Source organism: Flavobacterium sp. (genome assembly GCF_027482425.1).
Classification (GTDB): Bacteria; Bacteroidota; Bacteroidia; order Flavobacteriales; family Flavobacteriaceae; genus Flavobacterium.
On sequence record NZ_JAIXWA010000024.1, the window covers coordinates 17,256 to 40,578 of the forward strand.

General features: G+C 41.1%; 16 protein-coding genes. 11 read left to right on the forward strand and 5 right to left on the reverse strand.

The features are described from left to right. Positions 1-395: 395 nt before the first annotated feature. Both Q0037_RS02340 and Q0037_RS02345 read left to right on the forward strand, forming a co-directional pair. Complete coding sequence (locus tag Q0037_RS02340) at positions 396-5,216, forward strand: RecQ family ATP-dependent DNA helicase (RefSeq protein ID WP_297514874.1); 4,821 nt, start codon at positions 396-398, stop codon at positions 5,214-5,216. 400 nt (positions 5,217-5,616) lie between these two features. Continuing rightward, positions 5,617-7,041, forward strand: coding sequence for an L-serine ammonia-lyase (locus Q0037_RS02345; RefSeq protein WP_297514878.1), 1,425 nt, complete (start codon positions 5,617-5,619; stop codon positions 7,039-7,041). Here Q0037_RS02345 and Q0037_RS02350 read toward each other — a convergent pair. Beyond that, positions 7,038-8,102, reverse strand: coding sequence for an outer membrane beta-barrel protein (locus Q0037_RS02350; RefSeq protein WP_297514880.1), 1,065 nt, complete (start codon positions 8,100-8,102; stop codon positions 7,038-7,040). The two genes, Q0037_RS02345 and Q0037_RS02350, sit on opposite strands and share 4 nt — an antisense overlap. Further along, on the reverse strand, positions 8,060-8,497 hold the full coding sequence (locus Q0037_RS02355; RefSeq protein ID WP_297514883.1) for a nuclear transport factor 2 family protein: 438 nt from the start codon (positions 8,495-8,497) through the stop codon (positions 8,060-8,062). The genes Q0037_RS02350 and Q0037_RS02355 overlap by 43 nt, the downstream gene beginning before the upstream one ends. Before the next feature lie 102 nt (positions 8,498-8,599). Between Q0037_RS02355 and panB the strand changes: the two genes are divergently transcribed. The 7 genes from panB (at position 8,600) to Q0037_RS02390 (ending at position 17,973) form a co-directional block, all read left to right on the forward strand. Continuing rightward, positions 8,600-9,418 (forward strand): 3-methyl-2-oxobutanoate hydroxymethyltransferase, encoded by an 819-nt coding sequence (gene panB, locus Q0037_RS02360; protein WP_297514885.1) that lies wholly within the window; start codon positions 8,600-8,602, stop codon positions 9,416-9,418. A 125-nt stretch (positions 9,419-9,543) separates the two neighbouring features. Then, positions 9,544-10,236 carry an RluA family pseudouridine synthase gene (locus tag Q0037_RS02365; RefSeq protein WP_297514888.1) on the forward strand — a complete coding sequence of 231 codons (693 nt, stop codon included), beginning with the start codon at positions 9,544-9,546 and terminating at the stop codon, positions 10,234-10,236. Positions 10,237-10,292: 56 nt separating this feature from the next. Further along, on the forward strand, positions 10,293-11,660 hold the full coding sequence (locus Q0037_RS02370; RefSeq protein ID WP_297514890.1) for a DUF5723 family protein: 1,368 nt from the start codon (positions 10,293-10,295) through the stop codon (positions 11,658-11,660). A 3-nt stretch (positions 11,661-11,663) separates the two neighbouring features. Further along, positions 11,664-12,992, forward strand: a complete 1,329-nt coding sequence (locus Q0037_RS02375; protein WP_297514895.1) for an aldehyde dehydrogenase — start codon at positions 11,664-11,666, stop codon at positions 12,990-12,992. Between the two features lie 32 nt (positions 12,993-13,024). Next, the gene (locus Q0037_RS02380) at positions 13,025-17,059 is read left to right on the forward strand and encodes a PAS domain S-box protein (protein WP_297514898.1); all 4,035 of its coding nucleotides are present in this window, start codon (positions 13,025-13,027) and stop codon (positions 17,057-17,059) included. A 488-nt stretch (positions 17,060-17,547) separates the two neighbouring features. Then, a complete protein-coding gene (locus Q0037_RS02385) occupies positions 17,548-17,781 on the forward strand; it encodes a hydroxymethylglutaryl-CoA synthase (RefSeq protein WP_297514901.1) in 234 nt (77 codons plus the stop codon). Between the two features lie 24 nt (positions 17,782-17,805). Then, positions 17,806-17,973 (forward strand): hypothetical protein, encoded by a 168-nt coding sequence (locus Q0037_RS02390; RefSeq protein WP_297514903.1) that lies wholly within the window; start codon positions 17,806-17,808, stop codon positions 17,971-17,973. Here Q0037_RS02390 and Q0037_RS02395 read toward each other — a convergent pair. Next, positions 17,970-18,887, reverse strand: a complete 918-nt coding sequence (locus Q0037_RS02395; protein ID WP_297514908.1) for an alpha/beta hydrolase-fold protein — start codon at positions 18,885-18,887, stop codon at positions 17,970-17,972. The genes Q0037_RS02390 and Q0037_RS02395 overlap by 4 nt on opposite strands. An 11-nt stretch (positions 18,888-18,898) precedes the next feature. After that, positions 18,899-20,434, reverse strand: a complete 1,536-nt coding sequence (locus Q0037_RS02400; protein ID WP_297514911.1) for a YifB family Mg chelatase-like AAA ATPase — start codon at positions 20,432-20,434, stop codon at positions 18,899-18,901. Between the two features lie 201 nt (positions 20,435-20,635). Here Q0037_RS02400 and Q0037_RS02405 point away from each other — a divergent pair, with 201 nt between their 5' ends. Both Q0037_RS02405 and Q0037_RS02410 read left to right on the forward strand, forming a co-directional pair. Then, positions 20,636-21,115 (forward strand): hypothetical protein, encoded by a 480-nt coding sequence (locus tag Q0037_RS02405; protein ID WP_297514914.1) that lies wholly within the window; start codon positions 20,636-20,638, stop codon positions 21,113-21,115. Continuing rightward, on the forward strand, positions 21,105-21,305 hold the full coding sequence (locus Q0037_RS02410) for a helix-turn-helix transcriptional regulator (RefSeq protein WP_297514917.1): 201 nt from the start codon (positions 21,105-21,107) through the stop codon (positions 21,303-21,305). The genes Q0037_RS02405 and Q0037_RS02410 overlap by 11 nt, the downstream gene beginning before the upstream one ends. A 32-nt stretch (positions 21,306-21,337) precedes the next feature. Here the strand turns inward: Q0037_RS02410 and Q0037_RS02415 are convergent, their stop codons facing one another. Beyond that, positions 21,338-23,314 (reverse strand): protein-disulfide reductase DsbD, encoded by a 1,977-nt coding sequence (locus tag Q0037_RS02415; protein WP_297514920.1) that lies wholly within the window; start codon positions 23,312-23,314, stop codon positions 21,338-21,340. Between the last annotated feature and the right edge of the window lie 9 nt (positions 23,315-23,323).

A 23,323-nucleotide genomic window follows, 5' to 3' on the forward strand; every position in this document is an offset into this window, starting at 1 on the left:
ATACCCGCCCGCGAGGGGAAAAATACTTTGAAGAATTAGGAAAAACCCTAAGGAGGAATCCAAATGCTTTATGCACCTTTGTCTCGGTTAGTTAAAATACGACACGCGTACCCTTGCGTGAATCGCTTTTATTGGCCTTGCGTTAATTGAAATCCCCTATCGGCTTGACTGGTTGGGGATTTTTTGGTAAGTTTGGGGGAATAAGAATAGATATAAAATGGCCGATAAAAAAGTAAAAGCAGATATTAACTCCATTTTAATTTTTTCCGATTTTAGCGTTCGGGGGTTGTGGTAGTATGAAGAAGTATGCTCCTTGAGATTAATAGCATTGTTTTTAACATTTGTTTTGCTAATTCTGATGATTTTGTATCTTAGTCGTAATATTCGTACACGCAATGACCTCCATTACCTTCATCGACAGCGAAATACATCCTAAAAGCCATACCCTACAAGCCGTTGGGGCGGTAAATACCGTGAAGGGACATTATCATGGCACTTCGTTAACTGAATTTACTTCTTTTTTAATGGGTTCGTCTTTTGTGTGTGGACATAATATTGTACATCATGATGTAAAGTATCTGGAAAAAGGAATTGCTCAAGCGGGTGTAGCACCCACGCATTACATTGACACCTTATATTGGTCGCCTCTTTTATTCCCAAAAAATCCATACCACAAACTCGTTAAGGATGATAAGTTACAAATTGATCATTTAAACAATCCAGTTAATGATGCTCAAAAGGCAAAAGATTTGTTTTATGCTGAGGTGGCTGCTTTTAAAGCACTCCCTTCAGCATTGCAAGCAATCTATTTTACCTTGCTACATGAAATTCCAGAGTTTGAAGGATTTTTTCGGTATTTGGATTTTAATATTGCTTTGCCTTCCTTAAAAGAAAGCATACGAGACTATTTTAGGGGATTAATTTGTGATGAGGCGCCACTAGCCCAATTTATTGAAAAGTTCCCTGTTGCCTTGGCATACAGCCTTGCCTTATTGGATGTTATTTCTACGGATGAAAAAGTGTATTCGCTTACACCACCATGGGTGCTTAAAAACTATCCTGAAGTAGAACACGTGTTATGGTTGCTACGCAATACCCCATGTCTCGCTGGCTGTGCGTATTGCAATGAGGCATTGGATGTGTATAAAGGTTTGCATCGTTGGTTTCACTTTGAAGGCTTTCGCACCTATGGGGGTGAACCTCTACAAGAAAATGCCGTCAAAGCAGCAGTGGCGAATCGTTCCTTATTGGCTATTTTTCCCACGGGAGGAGGTAAATCCATTACGTTTCAATTGCCTGCATTAATGAGTGGTGCTACTACAACAGGACTTACCGTTGTGATATCACCGCTCCAATCATTAATGAAAGATCAAGTAGATAATTTGGAACGGCAAGGAATAACCCAAGCCGTAACAATCAATGGTTTACTGGATCCTATAGAACGTGAAAAATCTTTTGAACGTGTATCCGATGGTAGTGCAAGCCTACTCTATATTTCGCCTGAATCTTTACGGTCTAAGACCATTGAGAAACTATTACTGGATCGTAAAATCAGTCGTTTTGTAATTGATGAAGCCCATTGTTTTTCGGCATGGGGACAAGACTTCCGGGTTGATTATTTGTATATCGGTGATTTTATCAAACAACTGCTATCAGTAAAAAAATTGATTGAACCGATACCTGTCTCCTGTTTTACGGCTACAGCCAAGCAAAAGGTGATTGAAGATATTCGTCAGTATTTTAAGGAAAAACTCGATTTGGAGTTGGAATTATTTACTTCTTCAGCTTCGCGTACAAATTTACATTATGCAGTGTATGCCAAAGAAAATGAGGAAGAAAAGTACAAACGTTTACGGGAATTAATACAGGAGAAAAACTGTCCGACAATCGTCTATGCTTCCCGGACCAAAAGGGTAATGGCTATCGCAGATCGGTTGGCAAATGATAACATAGCCGCTTTACCTTTTCATGGGAAAATGGAGAATACCCAAAAAGCACACAATCAAGATTCGTTTATTCAAGGAACCACTCAAGTCATGGTGGCTACTTCTGCATTTGGGATGGGTGTGGATAAAAAAGATGTGGGATTGGTTATCCACTATGATATTTCTGAGTCGTTGGAAAACTATGTTCAAGAAGCGGGTCGTGCAGGTAGAGATGAATCATTGGATGCCGAATGTTTTGTGTTATTCAATGAAGAAGATTTGAGCAAACATTTCATTTTGTTGAATCAGACGAAATTATCTATAAAAGAGATTCAACAGATTTGGCGTGCTGTAAAAGAGCTTACTCGATTTCGTTCTTCCGTTTCCAATTCGGCTTTAGAAATTGCACGTAAAGCCGGTTGGGATGACAGTGTACAAGAAATTGAAACACGGGTAAAAACTGCCATTGCAGCACTAGAAGATGCGGGGTATTTGAAGCGAGGACAAAATATGCCCCGTGTATATGCCAATAGTATTTTATCGAAAACAGTTCAAGAGGCAATTGACAAGATTGAAATGGCTACTCGTTTTACAGAGAAACAAAAAATACAAGCCATACGAATAATCAAAAAACTTATATCAAGCAAGAGTCGGAAACAAAACATAGACGAAGCTGCTGAATCGCGAATTGACTTTATCAGTGACCATTTGGGCATCGTCAAAGAAGAAGTGATTCAAGTTATCAATTTACTCAAAGAAGAGGGAATATTAGCCGATACTAAAGATTTAAATGCATATATAAAAAGCACAGACCGAAAGAATACCTCATTAACTTTGGTAGAACGATTTGCGAAACTGGAACTTTTTCTAGTTGAACAGTTAGAGACCATACAAACCCATTTACAACTGAAAGAAATCAACGAAAAAGCGGAACTTGCAGGTTGTGTCGGGGTAAATCCCTCAAAAATAAAGACCCTATTGAATTTATGGGTCATCAAACATTGGATTGAGCGCAGTTATTTGGATGTTACAAAAAACCATTTTAACGTTCGTTGCTTACAGGAACCTAATCAAATTAAAGAGGCTCTAAAAAAACGACATCTTCTAGCTCAGTTCATTGTCAAACATCTCTATGATAATCTACTTATTGATTCCTCTGATACTTCGCGAAAAGAGGAGTTTATGGTTTCTTTTTCAGTCATGGAATTGAAAACAGCCTATGAAGAAAGTCAGGACTTGTTTAAAATTGACATTGAAGCTTCAGCTATTGAAGATGCCTTATTTTACTTATCGCGTATTGAAGCGATTAAAATTGAAGGTGGATTTATGGTCATTCACAATAAACTGACTCTGGAACGATTGGTTTTAGAGAATACTAAACAGTACACCAAAGATGATTATAAAAAGTTGAATCAATTTTATGAAAATAAGATTCAACAAATTCATATTGTGGGTGAATATGCCCGTAAGATGATTGATAATTATCAAGCTGCCTTACAATTTGTGGATGATTATTTTCAATTGAATTATCCTTCCTTTCTTCGTAAATACTTTCCAGGAAGTCGTGTCGATGAGTTGAAGCTTAAAATGACACCTTCAAAATTCAAGCAATTGTTTGGTGACTTATCTCCCACGCAATTGAAAATTATCAACGATAACGAAAGTAAAAACATTGTGGTCACTGCAGGTCCGGGTAGTGGAAAGACTCGAATTTTAGTGCACAAACTTGCTTCACTGTTGTTGATGGAGGATGTCAAACATGAGCAACTTCTAATGCTTACCTTTTCTCGTGCGGCAGCAACAGAATTTAAAAAGCGTTTACAAGCTTTAATAGGCAATGCCGCTCATTTTATTGAAATCAAAACCTTTCACTCCTATTGTTTTGATTTGTTGGGTAAAGTGGGAACTCTAGAAAAATCGCAATCCATTATTGAGCGAACGGTTAATGCCATTCGCAACAATGAGGTAGAACGCAATCGAATTACTAAAACAGTATTAGTTATCGATGAAGCGCAAGATATGAATCGTCATGAATTTGAATTGATTCAGGTTCTTATGGAACAAAATGATGAAATGCGGGTTATTGCCGTTGGAGATGATGATCAAAATATTTATGAATTTCGCGGGTCAGATTCTACTCATTTTGCTTCATTGATTTCCCGTTATCAGGCTATTCAATTCGACTTGTTGGAAAATTATCGAAGTAAAAAGAATTTAGTTGATTTTTCAAATGCATTTGTTAAACGACTCAAACATCGATTAAAGCAGGAGCCTATATTAGCACATCAAAAGGACATAGGAAAACTTGAATTGATCACCTACCAAAGTCCGCATTTAATTCAACCCCTTGTCGAACATTTATGTCAAACCGATTTAGTGGGTACTACTGCTGTTTTGACGAAAACCAATGAAGAAGCCTTACAGGTATTCAGCTTATTGAAACGGCATCGTGTTCCTACAAAACTGATTCAAACTAGTTCTAGTTTTCGCTTATATGATTTAGAAGAAGTTCGCTACTTTATCAATGCCCTCAACATAGATAAAGACACGTTCGCATTTACTGATTCCATTTGGAATGACGCTAAAGAGCAGTTAAAAATACAATTTGCAAATAGTCGTCATTTAGAACATTGTTTAGCTCTTATTGAAGAATTTGAAAAGACCGTTTACAAAGTAAAATATAAAACGGATTTCTTGACCTTTATTGAAGAATCGCAATTAGAGGATTTTATACATTTTGGAATGGATGATGTTGTAGTGTCCACGATTCACAAATCAAAGGGAAGAGAATTTGATACTGTGTTTTTACTTTTAGAACAACATCCCCAGTTTGATATGTCGCAAGATAGCCGATTGAGGGAATTGTATGTTGGATTGACTCGGGCTAAAACAAACTTGTACATTCACACCAATGAATCGTATTTCCCGCCAATACCTGTTGAAGGTATGCAATACAAAACAGATACAACATCTTATGCGTCTACGTCAAAAATTATTGTTCAAATGACCCATAAAGATATTCATCTGGATTATTTTATTGATCGACAAGACCGTGTAGCGCAATGCATGTCGGGTAAAGCTTTACAGGTAACCCCTGAAGGATGTGTTTTGGGTGACCAACGAATGGTTGTAAAGTTTTCTTCAGAATTTAAAAAAACGATTGAAAAGTATCAATTACGTGGCTATATCATGAAAGGAGCGGCTGTACAACATATTGTCTTTTGGCGAAAAGAAGAACATCCTGAGGAAATCAAAATTGTATTGCCCGTTGTATATTTTGAAAAAACATAAACACTAATATTACCCATGTGCACCCCCACCACTCTACGAATTAGTTTCAGATTTAAAGTTTATTCCGCTACGCTTCATCAGTCGGCTAAAGCCTTGTATCAAGTTTCAGGTTGTTCGTAATGAATTGACGTGTCTTGTATCAAATAGCAGAAGCTAGTCAAAGACTGCTTAAAGGCATGGGAGGAGTTAGCCATTAGACTGATTCATAATTGGCGGCTAGTCCCTAAACTTCGTAGGTGATCATTGATTAGACATTGAACGTACACACAGCTATTCGCATAAGCTGATAAACCATTAAACTGCCATAGTAGACAGGCAAGCCCTCAACTGACAACCATCAAACCTCAACTTTCTTACCAATTTTTTACTACTTTTACCCTAAACAAACCAAACTACTCCTATGGAAGAATGCATTTCCGTTTTTGATATGCTCAAAATCGGTGTGGGACCCTCGAGTTCTCACACTTTGGGCCCCTGGCGTGCAGCCGAACGCTTTTTACATGAACTCCGCGACCGAAATCTTTTGGCCCAAGTGCAGGAAGTGACCGTCGATTTGTATGGCTCGCTATCGCTCACGGGAAAAGGACATGCCACCGATTTAGCCGTCATGCTCGGGTTGAGTGGGCAAGATCCCGAGTACATTCCCGTCGATCAAATTGATTCCATCATACAAACGATTCGCGACACGCACCAATTACAGTTGGCCAACGCTTATGCGATTCCTTTTCAGCCTGATACACACATTCATTTCCACAAAAACTTTTTACCGTTTCATGCCAACGGACTGCAATTTACGGCCGTGACTCCGCAAGGGAACGTGACGGAAACCTACTACTCCATTGGCGGTGGATTTGTCGTGAAAGAAGAACGCACCAATGCCAAGAAAAAAAGTGCTATTAAATGTACCTTCCCTTTTCCGGTACAAACCGCTGCCGATCTCTTGCAGTATTGCCTAAGCGAAGGAAAGTCGATTTCGGAATTGGTGTATGAAAATGAAAAATCGATGCGCTCAGAGGAAGAAATTCACCGTGAATTGATGCGCATTTGGCATACCATGCTCGAATGTATGTATATCGGATGCCATACCGAGGGCACGTTGCCCGGAGGCCTCAATGTACGGCGACGCGCCTATGATATGCATCAAAATCTGATCGGCACACTCCCCTATCACTCGCCTCAAGAATGGCTGGAAGTAATCCGAAAAACGGAAGTGAAGTTTCGCCAAATTCTAAAATGGGTAAGCTGTTTTGCCTTAGCGGTCAATGAAGTGAATGCCGCTTTGGGTCGTGTGGTTACCGCACCCACCAACGGCAGCGCGGGCGTGATTCCCGCGGTACTCATGTACTATATGGTGATTGAAAACCACCAGGCTAGTGAGAAAGAAATCAAACAGTTTTTATTGGTAGCGGGCGAAATTGGATCAATTTTCAAAAAAGGATCGACCATCTCGGCAGCCATGGGCGGATGTCAGGCTGAAATTGGGGTGTCGTCGGCGATGGCGGCAGGCGCTTTGTGTGAACTGATGGGCGGAACTCCCGAACAAGTGCAAATGGCGGCCGAAATTGCCATGGAACATCACTTAGGAATGACCTGCGACCCTATCGGGGGGTTGGTGCAAATACCCTGCATCGAACGCAATACGATGGGGGCCATCAAAGCGATTAATGCCGCCGAATTGGCCCTGGAAACCGATGCCAAAAACGCTAAAGTACCCTTGGACAAAGTCATCCACACCATGTGGGAAACCGCCAAGGACATGAACCATAAATACAAGGAAACTTCAGAAGGCGGCTTGGCCATCGCGGTGAGCCTTTCCGATTGTTAAAACATAAAAGCGACTCCCGTAGTCCACAACCATTGGGTCGATTGCCCATTCAATAAGGGTTCGGTAGCACTGAGGTGACGCACTTCAGTACGGAGTTTGCAGTAGGTATTCACGTGGTAATCTACATTGCCCGATACCCCCCAGGTCGTTAAGGGCAAAGCTTCGCGGATGAGCGCTTGTTCTGGGTCGGTGTAATACTCTACCCTTGCCGCCATTTGCCAATGTGTATTGGGCATATACCGCACCATCACAATGGGCGCCGACCAGTGACGATACCCTTCGGGCGCTTTTTGCCAACCCAAATCCCAGCCTACAATCGTTTGCCATTGGGCCGACCATTGCGCTTCCCAGTAGAGATTGTGAAACCAACGCATGCCCGTGTAGGGTCCAACGGCTTCTTCGCCGGCAAAGGTGCTCCAATTGAGCGTATGCTGTGCTTTGGGTTTAAACGTTAACTGTGTCCCTACACCCGGTGCCGTGGTACGATCGGGTTTACGAATGCGTTGCCAGCCATTGGTGAGCCAAACGCCCAGCATCCAACGTGTATTGGGTTGGTAGCGATAGGCCAAACCAGTCATAAAATAGGGGGAATTATCAGCCAACAGTGAACGGGTTAGCGTATAATTGGCAAAGGTCGTCGCCGATTCAAATCCGATATAACTCGGCATTATGCCTACTTCCAACCGGTGCTTTTGTGCAGAATCGAGCACGATGCCTACATAGGCTTCATTGAGCAGTTTTATCGATTCTTGTGCATAATTATCTTCGACATACGTCCCCGCTTGCAGCGCTACTACGGCATAGGTGTTGCGGTAACTCACTTTCCCGCGGAGCAATGCCAAGTTTATCGCCCACTCGTTATGACGGTTGTAGCTGTATTGAAACGGAAGTTTCTGCTCCTGTTGGGGTTCACGCCAGGCATACGCATAATACGTGTCTACCAAACCACTCCATTCGAAGCGCAACGAATCCGTTTGCCCCCAGGTGAATACGGGCCATAAAACCCACAAAAAAACCTTTAGGAACGTCGTCGGGTATCGATAATGTTGATGATTTTCCATGTGCCTTGCTCTTGAAATAAGGTAAATACATTAACACCTTCATGGCTTAATTTACCGTTGATATAAAATTGATATGGGGTCCACGCCACAGCCATGGCACCGTCGATTTGAATGCTGTAACTTAGAATACGTTCCTCTATGGCTAAGGCGGCGGGCAAAGTGGCAATGGATTGAAAAAAACGAGCCGGTTGATCTTCCGAAAGTTGAGCCCCTTTGGTTTGGGTCGAGGTAATCGATTGCAATCGCAGTGCGGGGGTGCACACCGCTCTCATTTTGAGGGAATCTCGTTGGTGAAAGCCTTCAAAAAATTGCTGTATGGTTTGCTTCACAGCCGCTTCTTGAGCGAAAGCTGTAAGGCTAAAAAATAAACACCAACATACAAAGATTATTCTCATAAGGTGAATAGGGTTTTCTATAGGGTAAAAATACCGTATTTATGTTAAAAACAAATCGATTTTAGTATTTTTACAACCTTCAACTCTTAAAACCATCCACCCATGTCGGTAGCCAAAAAAGATTACAAAAAAATAACCACCAAATCCTTGGTCGATATGAAGGCGCAAGGCGAAAAAATATCCATGCTCACGGCCTATGATTATACCATGGCCAAAATCGTGGACTCTGCGGGGGTCGATGTCATCTTAGTGGGCGATTCGGCGAGTAATGTGATGGCGGGCCATGAAACGACGTTACCCATTACGTTGGATCAAATGATTTATCATGCTTCGTCGGTGGTACGTGCGGTAGACCGCGCATTGGTGGTGGTAGATTTGCCTTTTGGAACGTATCAATCAGACCCTAAAGAAGCCTTGCGATCGTCCATTCGTATTATGAAAGAAAGTGGCGGCCATGCAGTGAAATTGGAGGGCGGCTCGGAAATCAAAGATTCGATCAAGAAAATATTGAATGCGGGTATTCCGGTGATGGGCCACTTAGGACTCACGCCGCAATCGATTTATAAATTTGGAACGTATACGGTACGTGCTAAGGAGGAATCAGAAGCCGAAAAGTTATTGGAAGATGCCAAACTCTTGGAGCGCTTGGGTTGTTTTGCCCTTGTATTGGAAAAAATACCTGCCGCATTGGCCGAAAAAGTAGCATCGCAATTGCATATTCCTGTCATCGGAATTGGGGCGGGAAGTGGCGTTGACGGCCAAGTGTTAGTGCTTCACGATATGATTGGTATGACCCATGAATTCAGCCCCCGATTTTTACGCCGGTATATGAATCTGTATGAAGACATGTCGCAAGCCATTGGACAATATGTCACCGATGTAAAAACGAAGGACTTTCCCAATGCGAATGAGCAATATTAATTCTGTTGTTAAGAATTTAGAATTATAAATTTTGAATTTGACATTGATATTGATATTGACATTTACATTTACATTTACATTCAAACTAAAATCCACCCTACCAAACACGCACTAACTCTTTTTTTATGAAAATTGTAAGTACACCCGAAAACCTACAGGTGTTGTATGAAGACAACCATTTGATTGTGGTCAACAAACGGGTGGGCGATTTGGTGCAAGGCGATAAAACGGGCGATACCCCGTTGCCTGATTTGGTCAAAGCGTATCTTAAAAAAAAGTATAACAAGCCTGGCGATGTTTTTTTGGGCGTAGTACATCGGCTAGATCGCCCCACTACGGGTTTGGTAGTTTTTGCGCGAACGTCAAAAGCCTTGGAACGTATGAATGCGTTGTTTAGCCAACGGGAAACCCAAAAAACCTATTGGGCCGTAGTGCAGCAACCGCCACCGCAACGGGAAGCTACTTTAGTACATTACCTGAAACGGAATCCGCAAAACAACACTTCTAAAGCCTATTTGAAAGCAGTTCCCGACAGTAAATTGGCCCAATTATCGTATACCACCTTACGCGTTTTAGATCGGTATACCGTTTTGGAAATTGCACTTCATACGGGACGACATCACCAAATTCGGGCGCAACTGGCTGCTATCGGTTGCCCCATCAAAGGCGATTTAAAATACGGCTTCCCTAGGAGCAATCCCGATGGAGGGATTCATCTTCATGCCCGTCAGTTGCAGTTTATTCACCCTGTTTCGAAAGAACCGATAACGATTATTGCCCCTCCACCCGAGGATGTGTTGTGGGATTTACTCCGCTAAAATTCCATTATTTTCATTGGTTAAAAATGAGTATCTTTAACCCAAATCGCCTACCTATGAAAAAAAATCTAATCCCTTTTATGGTTCTCGTCGGTCTCTCTAGTTCGGCACAAGAACAGTACACGGGCATTGGCTTGTCCAGCCGTGTTGGTGTACTCAATGCACAATTCAATCCAGCCGAACTTCAAAACCAATCCAATAAATTTGACATTCACCTCATTGGTTTCAATGCTCGGGTGAGTAATAATAAATTGGGGGTTGACGATATTATCAACAATGACAACCTAGAAAATATCCTTTTTCGCGGTACCGATCCCGTAAACCTTCGTGCCAATGTGCAAGCTATGGGATTGGGCATGAGTGTGAAGTTCAAGCGTTGGACTTTAGGTATCAATAGTACCCTTCACGGTAATTTGGATATTATTGATGTCGACCCACGCTTGGGAGATGCCTTTGTCAATGCGGGTATCAATGCGTTGATTGGAGGTTCGGCTACAGTTTCGAACAATTACAACCAACGGGTGAACGGAACAACTTGGGGCGAACTTGGCGCGACTGCGGCTTTTAGTTTGGTGAACAAAGCCAAGCACAAACTCAATGTTGGAATTACCGGAAAACTCTTGTTTCCAGGGTCGTATGCCAACTTGGGAATGGATCGTTTTAACGGAACCATTTCGCGTGTGGGAGGCATTGCGTTTTTAACCAATACCCAGGCCTCGGTAAACATTGCGTATTCGGGAACCCTAGCCAACAGTTTCACCCAATTTGAGAATTATCGTGAGTCGGCTTTCGGGGGACTGAATGGCGTGGGTGCTGATATTGGTATCAACTACCAATGGCGCGATACTCCGCCTGAAAATCCGAAGAAAAATCAAAACCGATACAAACTCAATTTGGGATTGGCCATTCGCAATTTAGGTGCGATGACGTTTAATGAAAACAATAACCAATCAACCAATTACACCCTTTCGATACAAGGGACTCAAAGTTTGAATTTAAATCAATTCGAGAACGTTGAAAGTTTGCGTGATATGGAGACCCTTTTATTAAACAGCGGTTATTTGACGCGAACGGATGGGACACGTGATTTTCGGGTGCAACTCCCCACGACGCTCTCTTTGTATGGGGATGTCAAAATTATCCCGAAGTTGTTTGTTTCGGCCTATCTATTGCAACGTATAAATGACATAGAGGTCAACGATCAAATTGCTACCCAAAATACATTTATTGTAACTCCTCATGTAGATTTGGGCTTCTTCGAAATTTTTGTCCCCTTCACCCAAAATGAAATTTCAGGCTTCAACACAGGCTTGGCTATCCGTGCGGGCGGCTTCTTTGTAGGGTCGAGTTCGGGTGTTACGGCCTTGATGACCAATGCCAAGCAAGCTGACTTTTATATGGGATGGCGTATTGGAATCTTTTAAACAATGAACTTAGCTACCGACATTCGTTATCGAAAAGAAAAGTTAAAAGCCCTTCGTGCCGCTATCATAGCGCAGGAGGAAGCGCTTATTGAGGCCTTGTACCGCGATTTCCGAAAACCGGCCTTTGAAACTGTAATTACTGAAACCCAGTATGTGATTGCGGATATCACCTATACTTTAAACCATTTGAGCCGATGGGCAAAACCGCAGTGGGTTTGGCCTTCTTTATTAACTTTCCCAAATACCGACCGAATTTATCGGCAACCTTTTGGCAACGTGTTAATTATCGCGCCTTGGAATTATCCATTTCAACTCGCCTTGTCGCCCTTAGTAGCAGCCATTGCTGCGGGCAATCGTGTGGTGCTAAAGCCTTCCGAACTTACGCCGCATACTTCGACTTGTATTCAATCGATTATCGCGTCGGTATTTAGCCCTGATGAAGTTCGGGTAGAAGATGGCGATGCAACGGTTGCCCAGCGTCTTTTGGCGCAACGGTGGGATTATATCTTTTTTACGGGAAGTGTGGCCGTGGGAAAAATAGTAGCGGCGGCGGCAGCGCAAAACCTCACTCCTGTAACTTTGGAATTGGGAGGAAAGAGTCCGTGTATCGTAGCGGCGGACGCGGATTTGAAAGGAGCGGCACGACGTATTGTGTGGGGAAAATTTATCAATGCGGGACAAACATGCATTGCCCCCGATTATATTTTGGCCGATGCGCGAATCATTGATCGATTGCAAGAAGCGTTGCAGCAGGCTATCCAAGATGCCTATGGAGACAACCCTCAACTTTCGCCCGACTATGCTCGAATTATCAGTGATCGGCATTGGCAACGGTTGGCAGCGATGCTTTCAGACGGTACGGTGGTTTTTGGAGGAACCCATGATGTGAAGGATCGGTACCTTGCTCCTACCCTCATTCGAAATCCTAAAGATTCGAGTGCATTGATGCAGGAAGAAATTTTTGGTCCAATACTTCCCTTGCTTTCCTTTTCGAGCGAAAAGGAAGTATATGATATGATTGGACAATTTGAAAAACCTTTGGCATTGTATGTATTTTCTAATTCTACCGCTTGGGCCCAAAGGCAAATTGAAACCTTTTCTTTTGGCGGGGGTTGCATTAACGATACCGTGTTGCATTTTAACAATAAACGTATGCCTTTTGGGGGTGTGGGTCACAGTGGCATGGGGAGTTATCACGGGCGCTGGGGATTTGAGACATTTAGCCATCGTAAAGCGGTCACTCAAAAACCTTTTTGGGGTGAAGTTCCAATGCGGTTTGCGCCCTACAGTGGGAAGCTGAAAATTGTAAAAAAAATCATGCGATATTTTTGAAATATTTGTATCTTGTTAGTGCCTAGACCCTAATGTCACTGCACGCATTTATGCTATTGACCCAATTTCTATTAGCACTTCAATCTCCGTTACAAACGGCGCATAAAATTCATATTGTCAAACCCTATCATTTGGAAAAATGGTTTGTGGTTTTAGTGGTGTTATTTTTGTTTTTTTATTTGACCTACGCTGTTTTTCAGCGTAAACAAAAGAAGAATAGTTTTATTCACAACTACTCCGATTTTGCTCCCAAAGAAGAAATCTACAACATGTTATTGCTCATCTTGGGGATTTCATTACCATTGATAGAGTTAGTATTAGAGCTGTTCTCGGTGCGCAGTCAAAGTTTGTTATTAGTAAAAACTATAATAGGTTTTATTCTTTTAGGCATTTATTGGATCAATACGCGAACTACTTGGCTCAAGCGTTTTTTTGTCCCATTATTCATCACGGTATATATCATTGATTTTATTGGCAATCTCGTTAGCTTGATGTTTATTAGCTACGAATTAATGCTTTACTGTTCACTTTTGCTGAATTTTTTCTTGAGTTACTATGTTTTCAAAAACTTGGTACAGTATTGGACCTTTGTAACCTTGTTTTCATTGTTCCTTTTTAGTGTATTTTTACAAAACATTCTTCCAGCGAAAGATGTTATTATTCTTGTTGCGTGTTGCTTGTTAATCATTGCCATTCATGCTTCGATACATTTAGCAACGGTAAATACACGGAATAAATTTTTATTTGCCAATGAAATTTTAAACAAAGGAAACATTCTTACTATCGCTACCAACCGCCAAGGAGCGTTATTCTACTGTAGTGAGCAAGTGCGTAATTTTTTGGGGTATGAACCCGAAGAGGTTTTGGGATTGCGTTTTTGGGAATTGACAGAAGATCCTGAATTTATTGGTGAAGCGTACCATGATAACTATATCGACGGCCGCCTACACGTTCGAAAACTGAAAGCCAAAAACGGGGAGTATCGTTATATACAGTGGAAGGATAAAAAGTTTTCCGACGATTTAACCATTGGAATCGGTCAAGATGTTACAGAGCAACAGAATATCCAAAATCAGTATGAAAATCTGATTGAAAATGCGAATGATTTGATTTATGAAATTAATCATTTGGGGTATTTCACCTTTATCAACAAACATGGATTAACGCTGTCCGGATATAGTCAGGAAGCGTTTTATCAAAAACCTTTTTTGGATTTTGTCCACAAAGACCATCGTAAACGAATTAAGGACTTTTACGCTCTTAAAGGTGTTAAAAACAATGCCTTTCCCACTTTAGTTGTTCCTGTTATTAATCGTAAAGGAGAAACCATTTGGCTCTCCCAAAACGTTACCTTCAAACGTAATGAAGCGGGGAATGTTATTGGTTATACGGTTATTGCTCGTGACATAACGATGCAACGTCAAATGGAGATCGAAAACATTCGGCGGGAGAAAAAAATCAAACGATACAATGATGCTATCAAAGATTTAACGTTAAAAAACCAACCGGACGGTGATAATTTTGGCCATTTTTTGGAAGTAGTATTGCGAATTATTGCCAAAAAAATCGACATTAATCGCGTAGGTTTTTGGTTGTATCAAACGGACCAAATCTTCTGTGAAAAAGCGTATATCAAAAATAAAAATGAGTTCGAGTCAGGTGCAATCGTTCCCAAAAAAGAGTTTCCTAAATACTTTGAAGCCATTGAAAATGAGTCCCAAATTGTTGCCGTTGATGTACTTGAAAACCCTCTAACACAAGAGTTTGTAGGTACCTATTTTCTAGATTACAACACCCAATCGATGTTGGACACCCCCATTTATATCAATGGGAAACTCCACAGTGTATTGTGCTTGGAATCGGATACGAAGAAAAAAGAATGGGATACTGAAGATATTGTTTTTGCTCGGTCCATAAGTGATTTTTTAGCGGCTGCCATCGAAACGCACCAACGCTTGGAAGCAGAAGCAAAATTGGAATATAAAAATCAAATTTTGACTGAAATCACCAATTTCACTACACGTTTCATTGCGATAAAAAACAAGTACGAAATGTTTAATGAGGTATTGAATTCATTAGGAAAAGTAATAGATGTAAGTAGAATTTCTTATTTTGAATTTGATTATGAAAACTATTCTTTTAGTCAGCGAAATCGTTGGAACAACCAATTAAAGACATTAATTGATATTAATCCTCATTTACAAAATTTACCTTATGAAAAATTTACGGTGATTTTTGACACACTTAATGATAAAAATGTCTATTACAGTAAAGTAAAAAATATAAAGGATACTGAAATTCGTAACTTCCTTGAACAAATTAATTCAAAATCTATTTTACTATTACCTGTAAGGGTTAATGAAAAGTTAGAAGGATTTATCATTTTAGATGATACTGAAAAAGAGCGTATTTGGATGGAGGAAGAAGTTACTATTTTAGGTACTCTAGCACGAATTGTTTCTTCCTCCCTTGAACGCAATGTCAATGAGGGGATTATTCGAGAAAACGAAGAACGTTTTCGATTGTTGGCCAACAATATCCCAGGCACCGTTTACCTCTGTCATTCGGATGAAGAATACAGTTATTTGTATTTGAATGATGAAATTGAAAAACTAACCGGAAAGGGCAAACACCAATTGACGAACCATAAAAACTGCTTTGGTGACATAATCCACCCCGATGATCGCCAACGTGTTATGCAGGCGTATGAAAGAGCCTTCACGGATTTGAATAAAATTCGACACACTTACCGTATTTTACATGATAAAGGCAATTACAAATGGGTTGAAGAATTTGGAGGTGTGATTCAAAACGATTATGGAGAAAAATACATTGAAGGTATTTTAATTGACATTACCCGACAAAAAGAAGCTGAAGAAGCCATCAAAGCCAAAGAATATGCTGAAGCGGCCAACCTTGCGAAATCGGAGTTTTTGGCCAATATGAGTCATGAAATACGGACCCCATTGAATGGAATTATTGGATTCACCGATTTGCTTAAAAACACCAATCTCGAGGCGATCCAACGGAGTTATATGAATACGATTAACGAATCGGCCTTATCACTCATGGATATTATCAACGATATCTTGGATTTCTCCAAAATAGAATCGGGGAAACTAGAGCTAGACGTTCGTCGTTACGATCTCAAAGAACTGCTCAATCAAGTGGTTGAATTGGTGAAATACGACACCAAACGAAAAAACCTACAGTTTGATTTGGTGGTAAAAAAAGAGGTGCCCCAATACATTTGGGCCGATAGCGTTCGACTCAAACAGATTTTAATTAACCTCTTGGGTAATGCTGTGAAATTTACCGAAAAAGGTTCCGTAAAATTAATCATCACTAATTTAGAAATGATTGGGGAATCGCAAAGTCGATTGCGGTTTAGTGTAACCGATACGGGAATCGGAATCAGTAAGGAATTTCAAGAGCAAATTTTTGAAGCGTTTTCACAAGGCGATAATTCGACCACGCGAAAATTTGGAGGAACAGGCCTCGGACTAACCATTTCGAATCAGCTCTTGGCCTTGATGCATAGCCAATTGAAACTCAAAAGTGAGGTAGGAAAAGGTTCGGAATTCTTTTTTGATGTCATCCTCAAAGCCACCAATCACAAGATTATCGACAATGTTGAAAACATTGAAGTTAGCGTAGAAAAAGAAGATTTTAGTGATTTTGGACATGAAAACTTTAAGATTCTTATTGTAGAAGACAACAAAATAAATATGCTATTGGCCAAGACATTGGTCAAACAAATTATTCCCAATGGCACGCTTTATGAAGCCACAAACGGTCAAGAAGGTGTGGATAAATACAACATTTTACATCCCGACATTATCCTCATGGATGTTCAAATGCCTGTGAAAAATGGGCACGAAGCCACCCAAGAGATTCGAAAAACGAAGAAAGGAAAACATGTGCCTATTGTCGCTTTGACGGCGGGTACCGTGATGGGGGAAAAAGAAAAATGCCTCGAAATGGGAATGGACGATTATACGTCCAAACCTATCGTAAAAGAGGTGTTGGAACAGCTTTTACATAAATGGTTAAAAAATAAAGGGTGATTTATCGAAAAAACACACCCTGCCCTATGCTAATAGGGACTTGTAGCAATGTAAGCTGCAAGTCCTTATCAGAGACTATGAATCATTCGTCATAATAGGATTGCTTTTATAACTATTAAGATGTTTACGGGATAGACGTTTTGTATTCAATTATATTGTCACTTATTATGCCATTGACTATTCAAGTTATAGTTATTTCATCTTTTACTTGATTTCAATTCCCATTATATTTTATTTTTTTTTTAAAAACCATATCAACTTTTATGTAGTGCATTTACATTTAATGTTAAAATTTGTTCCCTTTTTTTATATTTTCTAATGGATTATCTTCAACAAAACAGACTTCCAAAACGTTACTTTTTTGAAATCTATTGGTATGAAAATGAAAATATATAGATGATAATTTTATACTGTTTTTCATTAGAAGTAGGGTCTTTTTTGGTGAATATATTGTAAAGTATAGTAAATAAGATAATGAATTGAAAGCGATGGCCAAAAGTGAAGCCTATCGCACCTTAGTTGCGCAAAAGATTGCTCCAAGTGAGAAAGCTTCAGGGGTAATGGGCAATCTCTATTCGGGTTCTATTTTCTTGGGCATGCTCTCGGGATTGAATCTGGCGGCGACACAAACCAAAGAACTCGCATTACAAAAGGTTGGATTCATTGCCTACGGAAGCGGTTCGAAGGCTAAAGTCTTTAAAGGGCAGACACAACCCGGTTAGCGGGAGGCGATTCAAGCCGTTCGTTTGTTTGAAACCCTTGAGCAACGGAAAGCCATCAACTTTTATACCTACGAAAAATTACACAAAAAGGAAATAGCAGAACCTGTAGGCACACCTCAAGGCTTTGTCTTGGAAAAAATCGAAAAGGAGAATCCTGTTTTAGTAGGGGCGCGGTATTACGGGTTTCGTTAACGTCCCAACAAAAACTGAATGGGAATGGCCAATCGCTTTTGCCAAGCTTGTTCGCTGTGGTCTTCGCCTTCAAATTTTCGGGTGATCCAATGCGATTCATGCCAACCTTTGGCGCGCATTACCGCATCGACTTGTTGTTGAATGGGTTCATAGAGTGCATCTAACGTGGCGGTTCCGAAGTCAAAATAGATTTTTCGGGAATTGGCCTTGGGTAAATGCTTTTGCAAATACGCAATAAATTGGGCTGGAATTGGATTGTTTTCCATTGAGAAAACGCCAGGCCAATGCGTCGACAAACAGGCAGCTCCCCCGAACACCTTTGGATACTCACAGAGCGCATATATGGAAATCAACCCTCCCATGCTACTGCCCGCAATAAACGTATGAGCAGCATCAGTATATACCGAATAATGGCGATCGATATAAGGCTTGAGTTCTTTAACCAAAAACTTCAAATACTTATCCGATTGCACAGTGTATTTTTGAAAGACCGAATTCCCATTGGGACGGTTCACCTGATACAGCGAATCTTGTTGCCGAGTGGTTAACTGTTCAAACGGTTTTTGGGGAAAATAATCGGCATGACGCGTTACTCCCCCATTCCATACCCCTACCACAATACAATCCTGAATTTTTCCGGTTAGGGCAAGTTCACTCAATATGTTATCCACCTCCCAAGCCTGCTTGTTCCAAGTGGTATTGGGATCATATAGCATTTGCCCGTCGTGCATGTAGAGCACACTGTACTTTTTGGTTTCTGAATACCCTTCAGGCAACCACACATCGACATGGCGTGCGGTTACATACTTGGACGGAAAATCGGCCAAGCGCTCTAGGGTTCCTGACACTACCTTAGGTACTTCTTGGGCTTGCAGCGACATCATGGCCAACCCGATAAAAAATAAATATTTCATAGTCGTTTCGTTTACCCCAACCATCCGTCGCGATCCAAACTGCGGTATTGAATAGCTTCTGCAATATGCGCTGCTTCTACCTTGGGATGGGCTTCCAAATCAGCAATGGTACGGGCTACTTTTAAAATTCGATCATACGCACGGGCCGACAAATTAAGTCGTTCCATAGCGCTTTTGAGCAAAGTTAGTGAGGATGCATCCAATTCACAATAGATTCGAATCAATTGCGTGCTCATTTGTGCATTGTAATGAATATTGGGGTACTCAGCAAACCGTTGGGTTTGTAGGTCACGCGCTGCGATCACCCGCTGACGGATGACGGTACTACACTCAGCGCGACGGGTATCGGCCAACTTGTCAAACGGCACTGGGGTAACTTCAATGTGGATGTCAATGCGGTCGAGTAAAGGACCCGAAATTTTACTCAAATAACGTTGCATTTCTGCTGGTGAAGTGGTTATGGGCGCATCGGGATCGTTAAAAAATCCTCCGGGACTCGGATTCATACTGGCAACCAACATGAATGAGGATGGATACGTAATGGTGAACTTCGCCCTTGAAATGGTAACCTCACGGTCTTCAAGCGGTTGCCGCATCACTTCGAGCACTTCCCGTTTAAACTCGGGCAGCTCATCCAAAAAAAGAACGCCGTTGTGCGCTAGGGAGATTTCCCCGGGTTGCGGGTAACTCCCCCCTCCTACCAAGGAAACACTTGATGCCGTATGATGCGGATTCCGGAAGGGACGTTGGCTTATGAGTCCGACCTCTTTAATTTTCCCTGCCACACTATGAATTTTGGTCGTTTCAAGGGCTTCGCGTAGGGTCATAGGAGGTAAAATACTCGGCAATCGTTTGGCCAACATGGTTTTTCCCGCGCCCGGAGGACCGATGAGAATAATGTTATGCCCTCCTGCTGCAGCAATTTCCATACACCGTTTGATCGATTCTTGTCCTTTGACATCGGCAAAATCAAATTCAGGAAATTCCATCGCTTGAAAAAATGTATCCCGCGTGTTGACCGTAACGGGGTCTAACGTGGAGGTTCCCGAAAAAAAATCGATGACTTGCAAAACATTTTCGATTCCATAGACCTCCAAATCATCGACAATGGCCGCTTCTTGGGCGTTTTGAAGTGGGAGAAGTATTCCTTTAAACCCTTCTTCTCGGGCTTTGATGGCAATAGGGAGTGCCCCACGTATAGGTTGCAATCCCCCGTCGAGCGACAACTCCCCCATGATGATATACTGATCTAAACAATCCGTTTGCAATTGACCGCTAGCGACTAAAATTCCCATAGCCAACGTTAGGTCGTACGCCGAACCCTCTTTGCGTAAATCGGCAGGCGCCATATTGATGGTGATTTTTTTACCGGGCAATTCGTACCCGTTATTCTTCAACGCAGCGGCAATACGGTAACTGCTTTCTTTAATGGCATTGTCGGGGAGACCCACCAAATGGTACCCGATTCCTTTGTCAACATTAACTTCTACAGTGATGGTGGTGGCTTCTACGCCAAAGACGGCGCTGCCAAAAACTTTTACTAACATGGCATGTAATTTAAATTAGGCTAATACTATACCTACGAAGGTACTTATTTTTTCTTGAAATAAAACATCTGCTGCCTTTTTGGTCGTTATTTCAATAACTAGAAAGCTAAAATGTAAAACAAATTTAACTTTATGTAAATTTTATTTGTCTATATGTAAAACATACTTTACATTTGAATTGTATTTTTTAATTACTGTACTATGAAAACAAATTTTTTATTTCCTAATTCATGGAAAATGGTGGGATGGTTGCTTTTTATTCCAGGGATTGTATTGGTACTCGTAGGGTCGTTTTTGAATATGAGCATTGACGATATATTGCAAACTAAAGTGTTGGCGGTATATAGCGATCCTTTTCTAGGGACCTCGGGTTGGTTAAAATGGATAGAAAATGGTATTGCTGACGAACTTTTAACTGTAATGGTGATTGGCGGTGGAGTTTTGGTAGGATTTTCAAAGATGAAAAATGAGGATGAGATGATGGCCAACCTTCGCTATGAAAGTTTGGTTTGGGCAACCTACCTCAACTATGGGATCATTTTGTTTACGACGCTTTTTGTTTTTGGGATTGCCTACATGAATGTGTTGATTCATAACTTATTTACCTTGTTATTCTTTTTTATCTTGCGGTTTCATTACCGTATTTATAAAGTATCTAAATCGGCTGACTATGAAGAATAACTTAAAAATATTGCGCGCCATTAAAAACATATCGCAAGAGGAATTGGCAAAACACATTGAGGTCAGTCGACAAACAATTAATGCTATGGAAAAAGGAAAATACGTCCCTTCTACGATGTTGGCACTCAAATTGAGTCGCTTTTTCGAAAAACCTGTGGAAGAAATTTTTGAATTGGAAGAAGAAGACTAAAAAAATCCCAAGGAGTACTTGGGATTTTCTATTTACTTGAAGTTTTTAATTCCGTCTTCTAACCATTTTTGATACTCCTGAATATCGGGGGTGTATCCTACAGGAGCATTCAAATCTTTGCCTTCAGGCGATTGAATGACATACAAGGGTTGGGCATTGTTTTGGTAACGGGTAATTTGAAAATCACTCCATTTATTTCCAATAGTAATAATCTCTTTTCCGGTGGTTTTCGAGATGTATTGTTGCGCTTTGGGCAACTCAATCTTACGGTCACAAATCAATGAAATGAGGACCACTTTATCCTTCAAAGTGGGTAATATCTTGTTGGAAGACCACACAAAATCTTCCATTTTACGACAGTTCACACAGGCATCACCCGTAAAATCGACGAGTACAGGTTTGTTTACCTTTTTAGCATAGGCCAATCCCTTTTCATAATCATCAAAAGCTATTATTCCATGGGGGCCTACATGCGCTCCAGTAGGGACAGCTTCAGTTGTTGCATGTCCACCTCCGCCCAATCCGTTGGGACTTTCACTGTAATGCATTGGGGGTGGAAAACCGGAGATGAGTTTTAAAGGCGCCCCCCACAATCCTGGAACTAAATACAAGGTAAAAATGGAAACCAACAAAGCCATAAATAGTCGTCCTACCGATAAATGGGTGACAGGACTGTCGTGGGGTAAGGTTAGTTTTCCAAATAAATACACTGCCCAAGCGCCAAAAATAATAATCCATACCGCTAAAAACAACTCACGTTCGAAGTAATGTTTTTGCAATACTAAATCGGCATTGGATAAAAATTTAAAGGCCAAAGCCAATTCCAAAAATCCGAGGGATACTTTCACGGTATTTAACCAGCCGCCTGATTTTGGTAATGAATTCATCCACCCTGGGAATAAGGCAAATAACATAAACGGTAATGCTAATGCAGAGGAGAATCCCAGCATACCAATGAGTGGAGCTAACCCACCTTTGGAAGCTGCTTGCACAAGTAAGGTTCCCACGATAGGACCCGTACATGAAAACGAAACGATAGCCAAAGCGAGCGCCATAAATAAAATTCCAATCAATCCCCCACGATCCGCTTGACGGTCAACTTTATTGGCCCACGAATTGGGGAGTACAATCTCAAAAGCACCCAAAAATGAAGCGGCAAAGAAGAGTAATAACGCAAAGAATATAAGATTAAACCATACATTGGTTGACAGAGCATTTAGAGCATCGGCCCCAAAAATAGCGGTCACCAGGGAACCGAGTAGGATATATATCAAAATAATGGACACTCCATAAATAATCGCGTTCTTTTTCCCTTGGGCTTTATTTTTGCTTTGTTTGGTAAAAAAACTCACGGTCATCGGAATCATTGGAAATACGCAAGGCGTAAGTAAAGCCGCAAATCCACCTAAAAAGGACAAAAAGAAAATCGACCAAATACTTTTATCTTCGATTGCTCCTTTGGCCGCTTTGACCGTTGCTTCCGCTTTTTCAATGGGAGCATTGGAGGTTGTTTTAGTGGTATCGCTCGCAGCAACTTCTGTATCTTCGGGAACCGTTGGGACTGGAATAGCCGCAGCTTTGATTTCAGGGAGTTCAAAAGCGAAAAGCTTGTTGTCGTTAATACACTGCTCTTTACAAACTTGATAGTCGAGATTAAGCTGTATTGTTTTCAGATTTGGATTGGTCACTTTTACCTTTTGCGTCACTACCACTTTATGTTCGAATAAATATTCGTCAACGCCAAAAATATCGCTATACACTTTTTTGTACGGACTTTCTTTGGCTTTCCCGATTAATTCATAATTGCCTTTGGCGTTTTTGAAGGTAAGCACCATGGGCAACGATCCGCCATCGGGTGTAAATTGGGAATACACATGCCACCCCTCTTCTATGGTACCTGTGGCAATTAAATTAAATTCGGTTTCAGAAAGTTTTTCGGTTTTTGACGTCCATTTGACAGGCGTTTTAATCTGACCCAAAGCGGTGACGCTAGTCAGAAGTGCAAGCATAGCTAGGCA

Coding starts and splice junctions, on each gene's coding strand:
- Q0037_RS02340 (WP_297514874.1), top strand. CDS start 396: ATGACCTCCATTACCTTCATCGACAGCGAAATACATCCTAAAAGCCAT.
- Q0037_RS02345 (WP_297514878.1), top strand. CDS start 5,617: ATGGAAGAATGCATTTCCGTTTTTGATATGCTCAAAATCGGTGTGGGA.
- Q0037_RS02350 (WP_297514880.1), bottom strand. CDS start 8,102: ATGGAAAATCATCAACATTATCGATACCCGACGACGTTCCTAAAGGTT.
- Q0037_RS02355 (WP_297514883.1), bottom strand. CDS start 8,497: ATGAGAATAATCTTTGTATGTTGGTGTTTATTTTTTAGCCTTACAGCT.
- panB (WP_297514885.1), top strand. CDS start 8,600: ATGTCGGTAGCCAAAAAAGATTACAAAAAAATAACCACCAAATCCTTG.
- Q0037_RS02365 (WP_297514888.1), top strand. CDS start 9,544: ATGAAAATTGTAAGTACACCCGAAAACCTACAGGTGTTGTATGAAGAC.
- Q0037_RS02370 (WP_297514890.1), top strand. CDS start 10,293: ATGAAAAAAAATCTAATCCCTTTTATGGTTCTCGTCGGTCTCTCTAGT.
- Q0037_RS02375 (WP_297514895.1), top strand. CDS start 11,664: ATGAACTTAGCTACCGACATTCGTTATCGAAAAGAAAAGTTAAAAGCC.
- Q0037_RS02380 (WP_297514898.1), top strand. CDS start 13,025: ATGTCACTGCACGCATTTATGCTATTGACCCAATTTCTATTAGCACTT.
- Q0037_RS02385 (WP_297514901.1), top strand. CDS start 17,548: ATGGCCAAAAGTGAAGCCTATCGCACCTTAGTTGCGCAAAAGATTGCT.
- Q0037_RS02395 (WP_297514908.1), bottom strand. CDS start 18,887: ATGAAATATTTATTTTTTATCGGGTTGGCCATGATGTCGCTGCAAGCC.
- Q0037_RS02400 (WP_297514911.1), bottom strand. CDS start 20,434: ATGTTAGTAAAAGTTTTTGGCAGCGCCGTCTTTGGCGTAGAAGCCACC.
- Q0037_RS02405 (WP_297514914.1), top strand. CDS start 20,636: ATGAAAACAAATTTTTTATTTCCTAATTCATGGAAAATGGTGGGATGG.
- Q0037_RS02410 (WP_297514917.1), top strand. CDS start 21,105: ATGAAGAATAACTTAAAAATATTGCGCGCCATTAAAAACATATCGCAA.
- Q0037_RS02415 (WP_297514920.1), bottom strand. CDS start 23,314: ATGCTTGCACTTCTGACTAGCGTCACCGCTTTGGGTCAGATTAAAACG.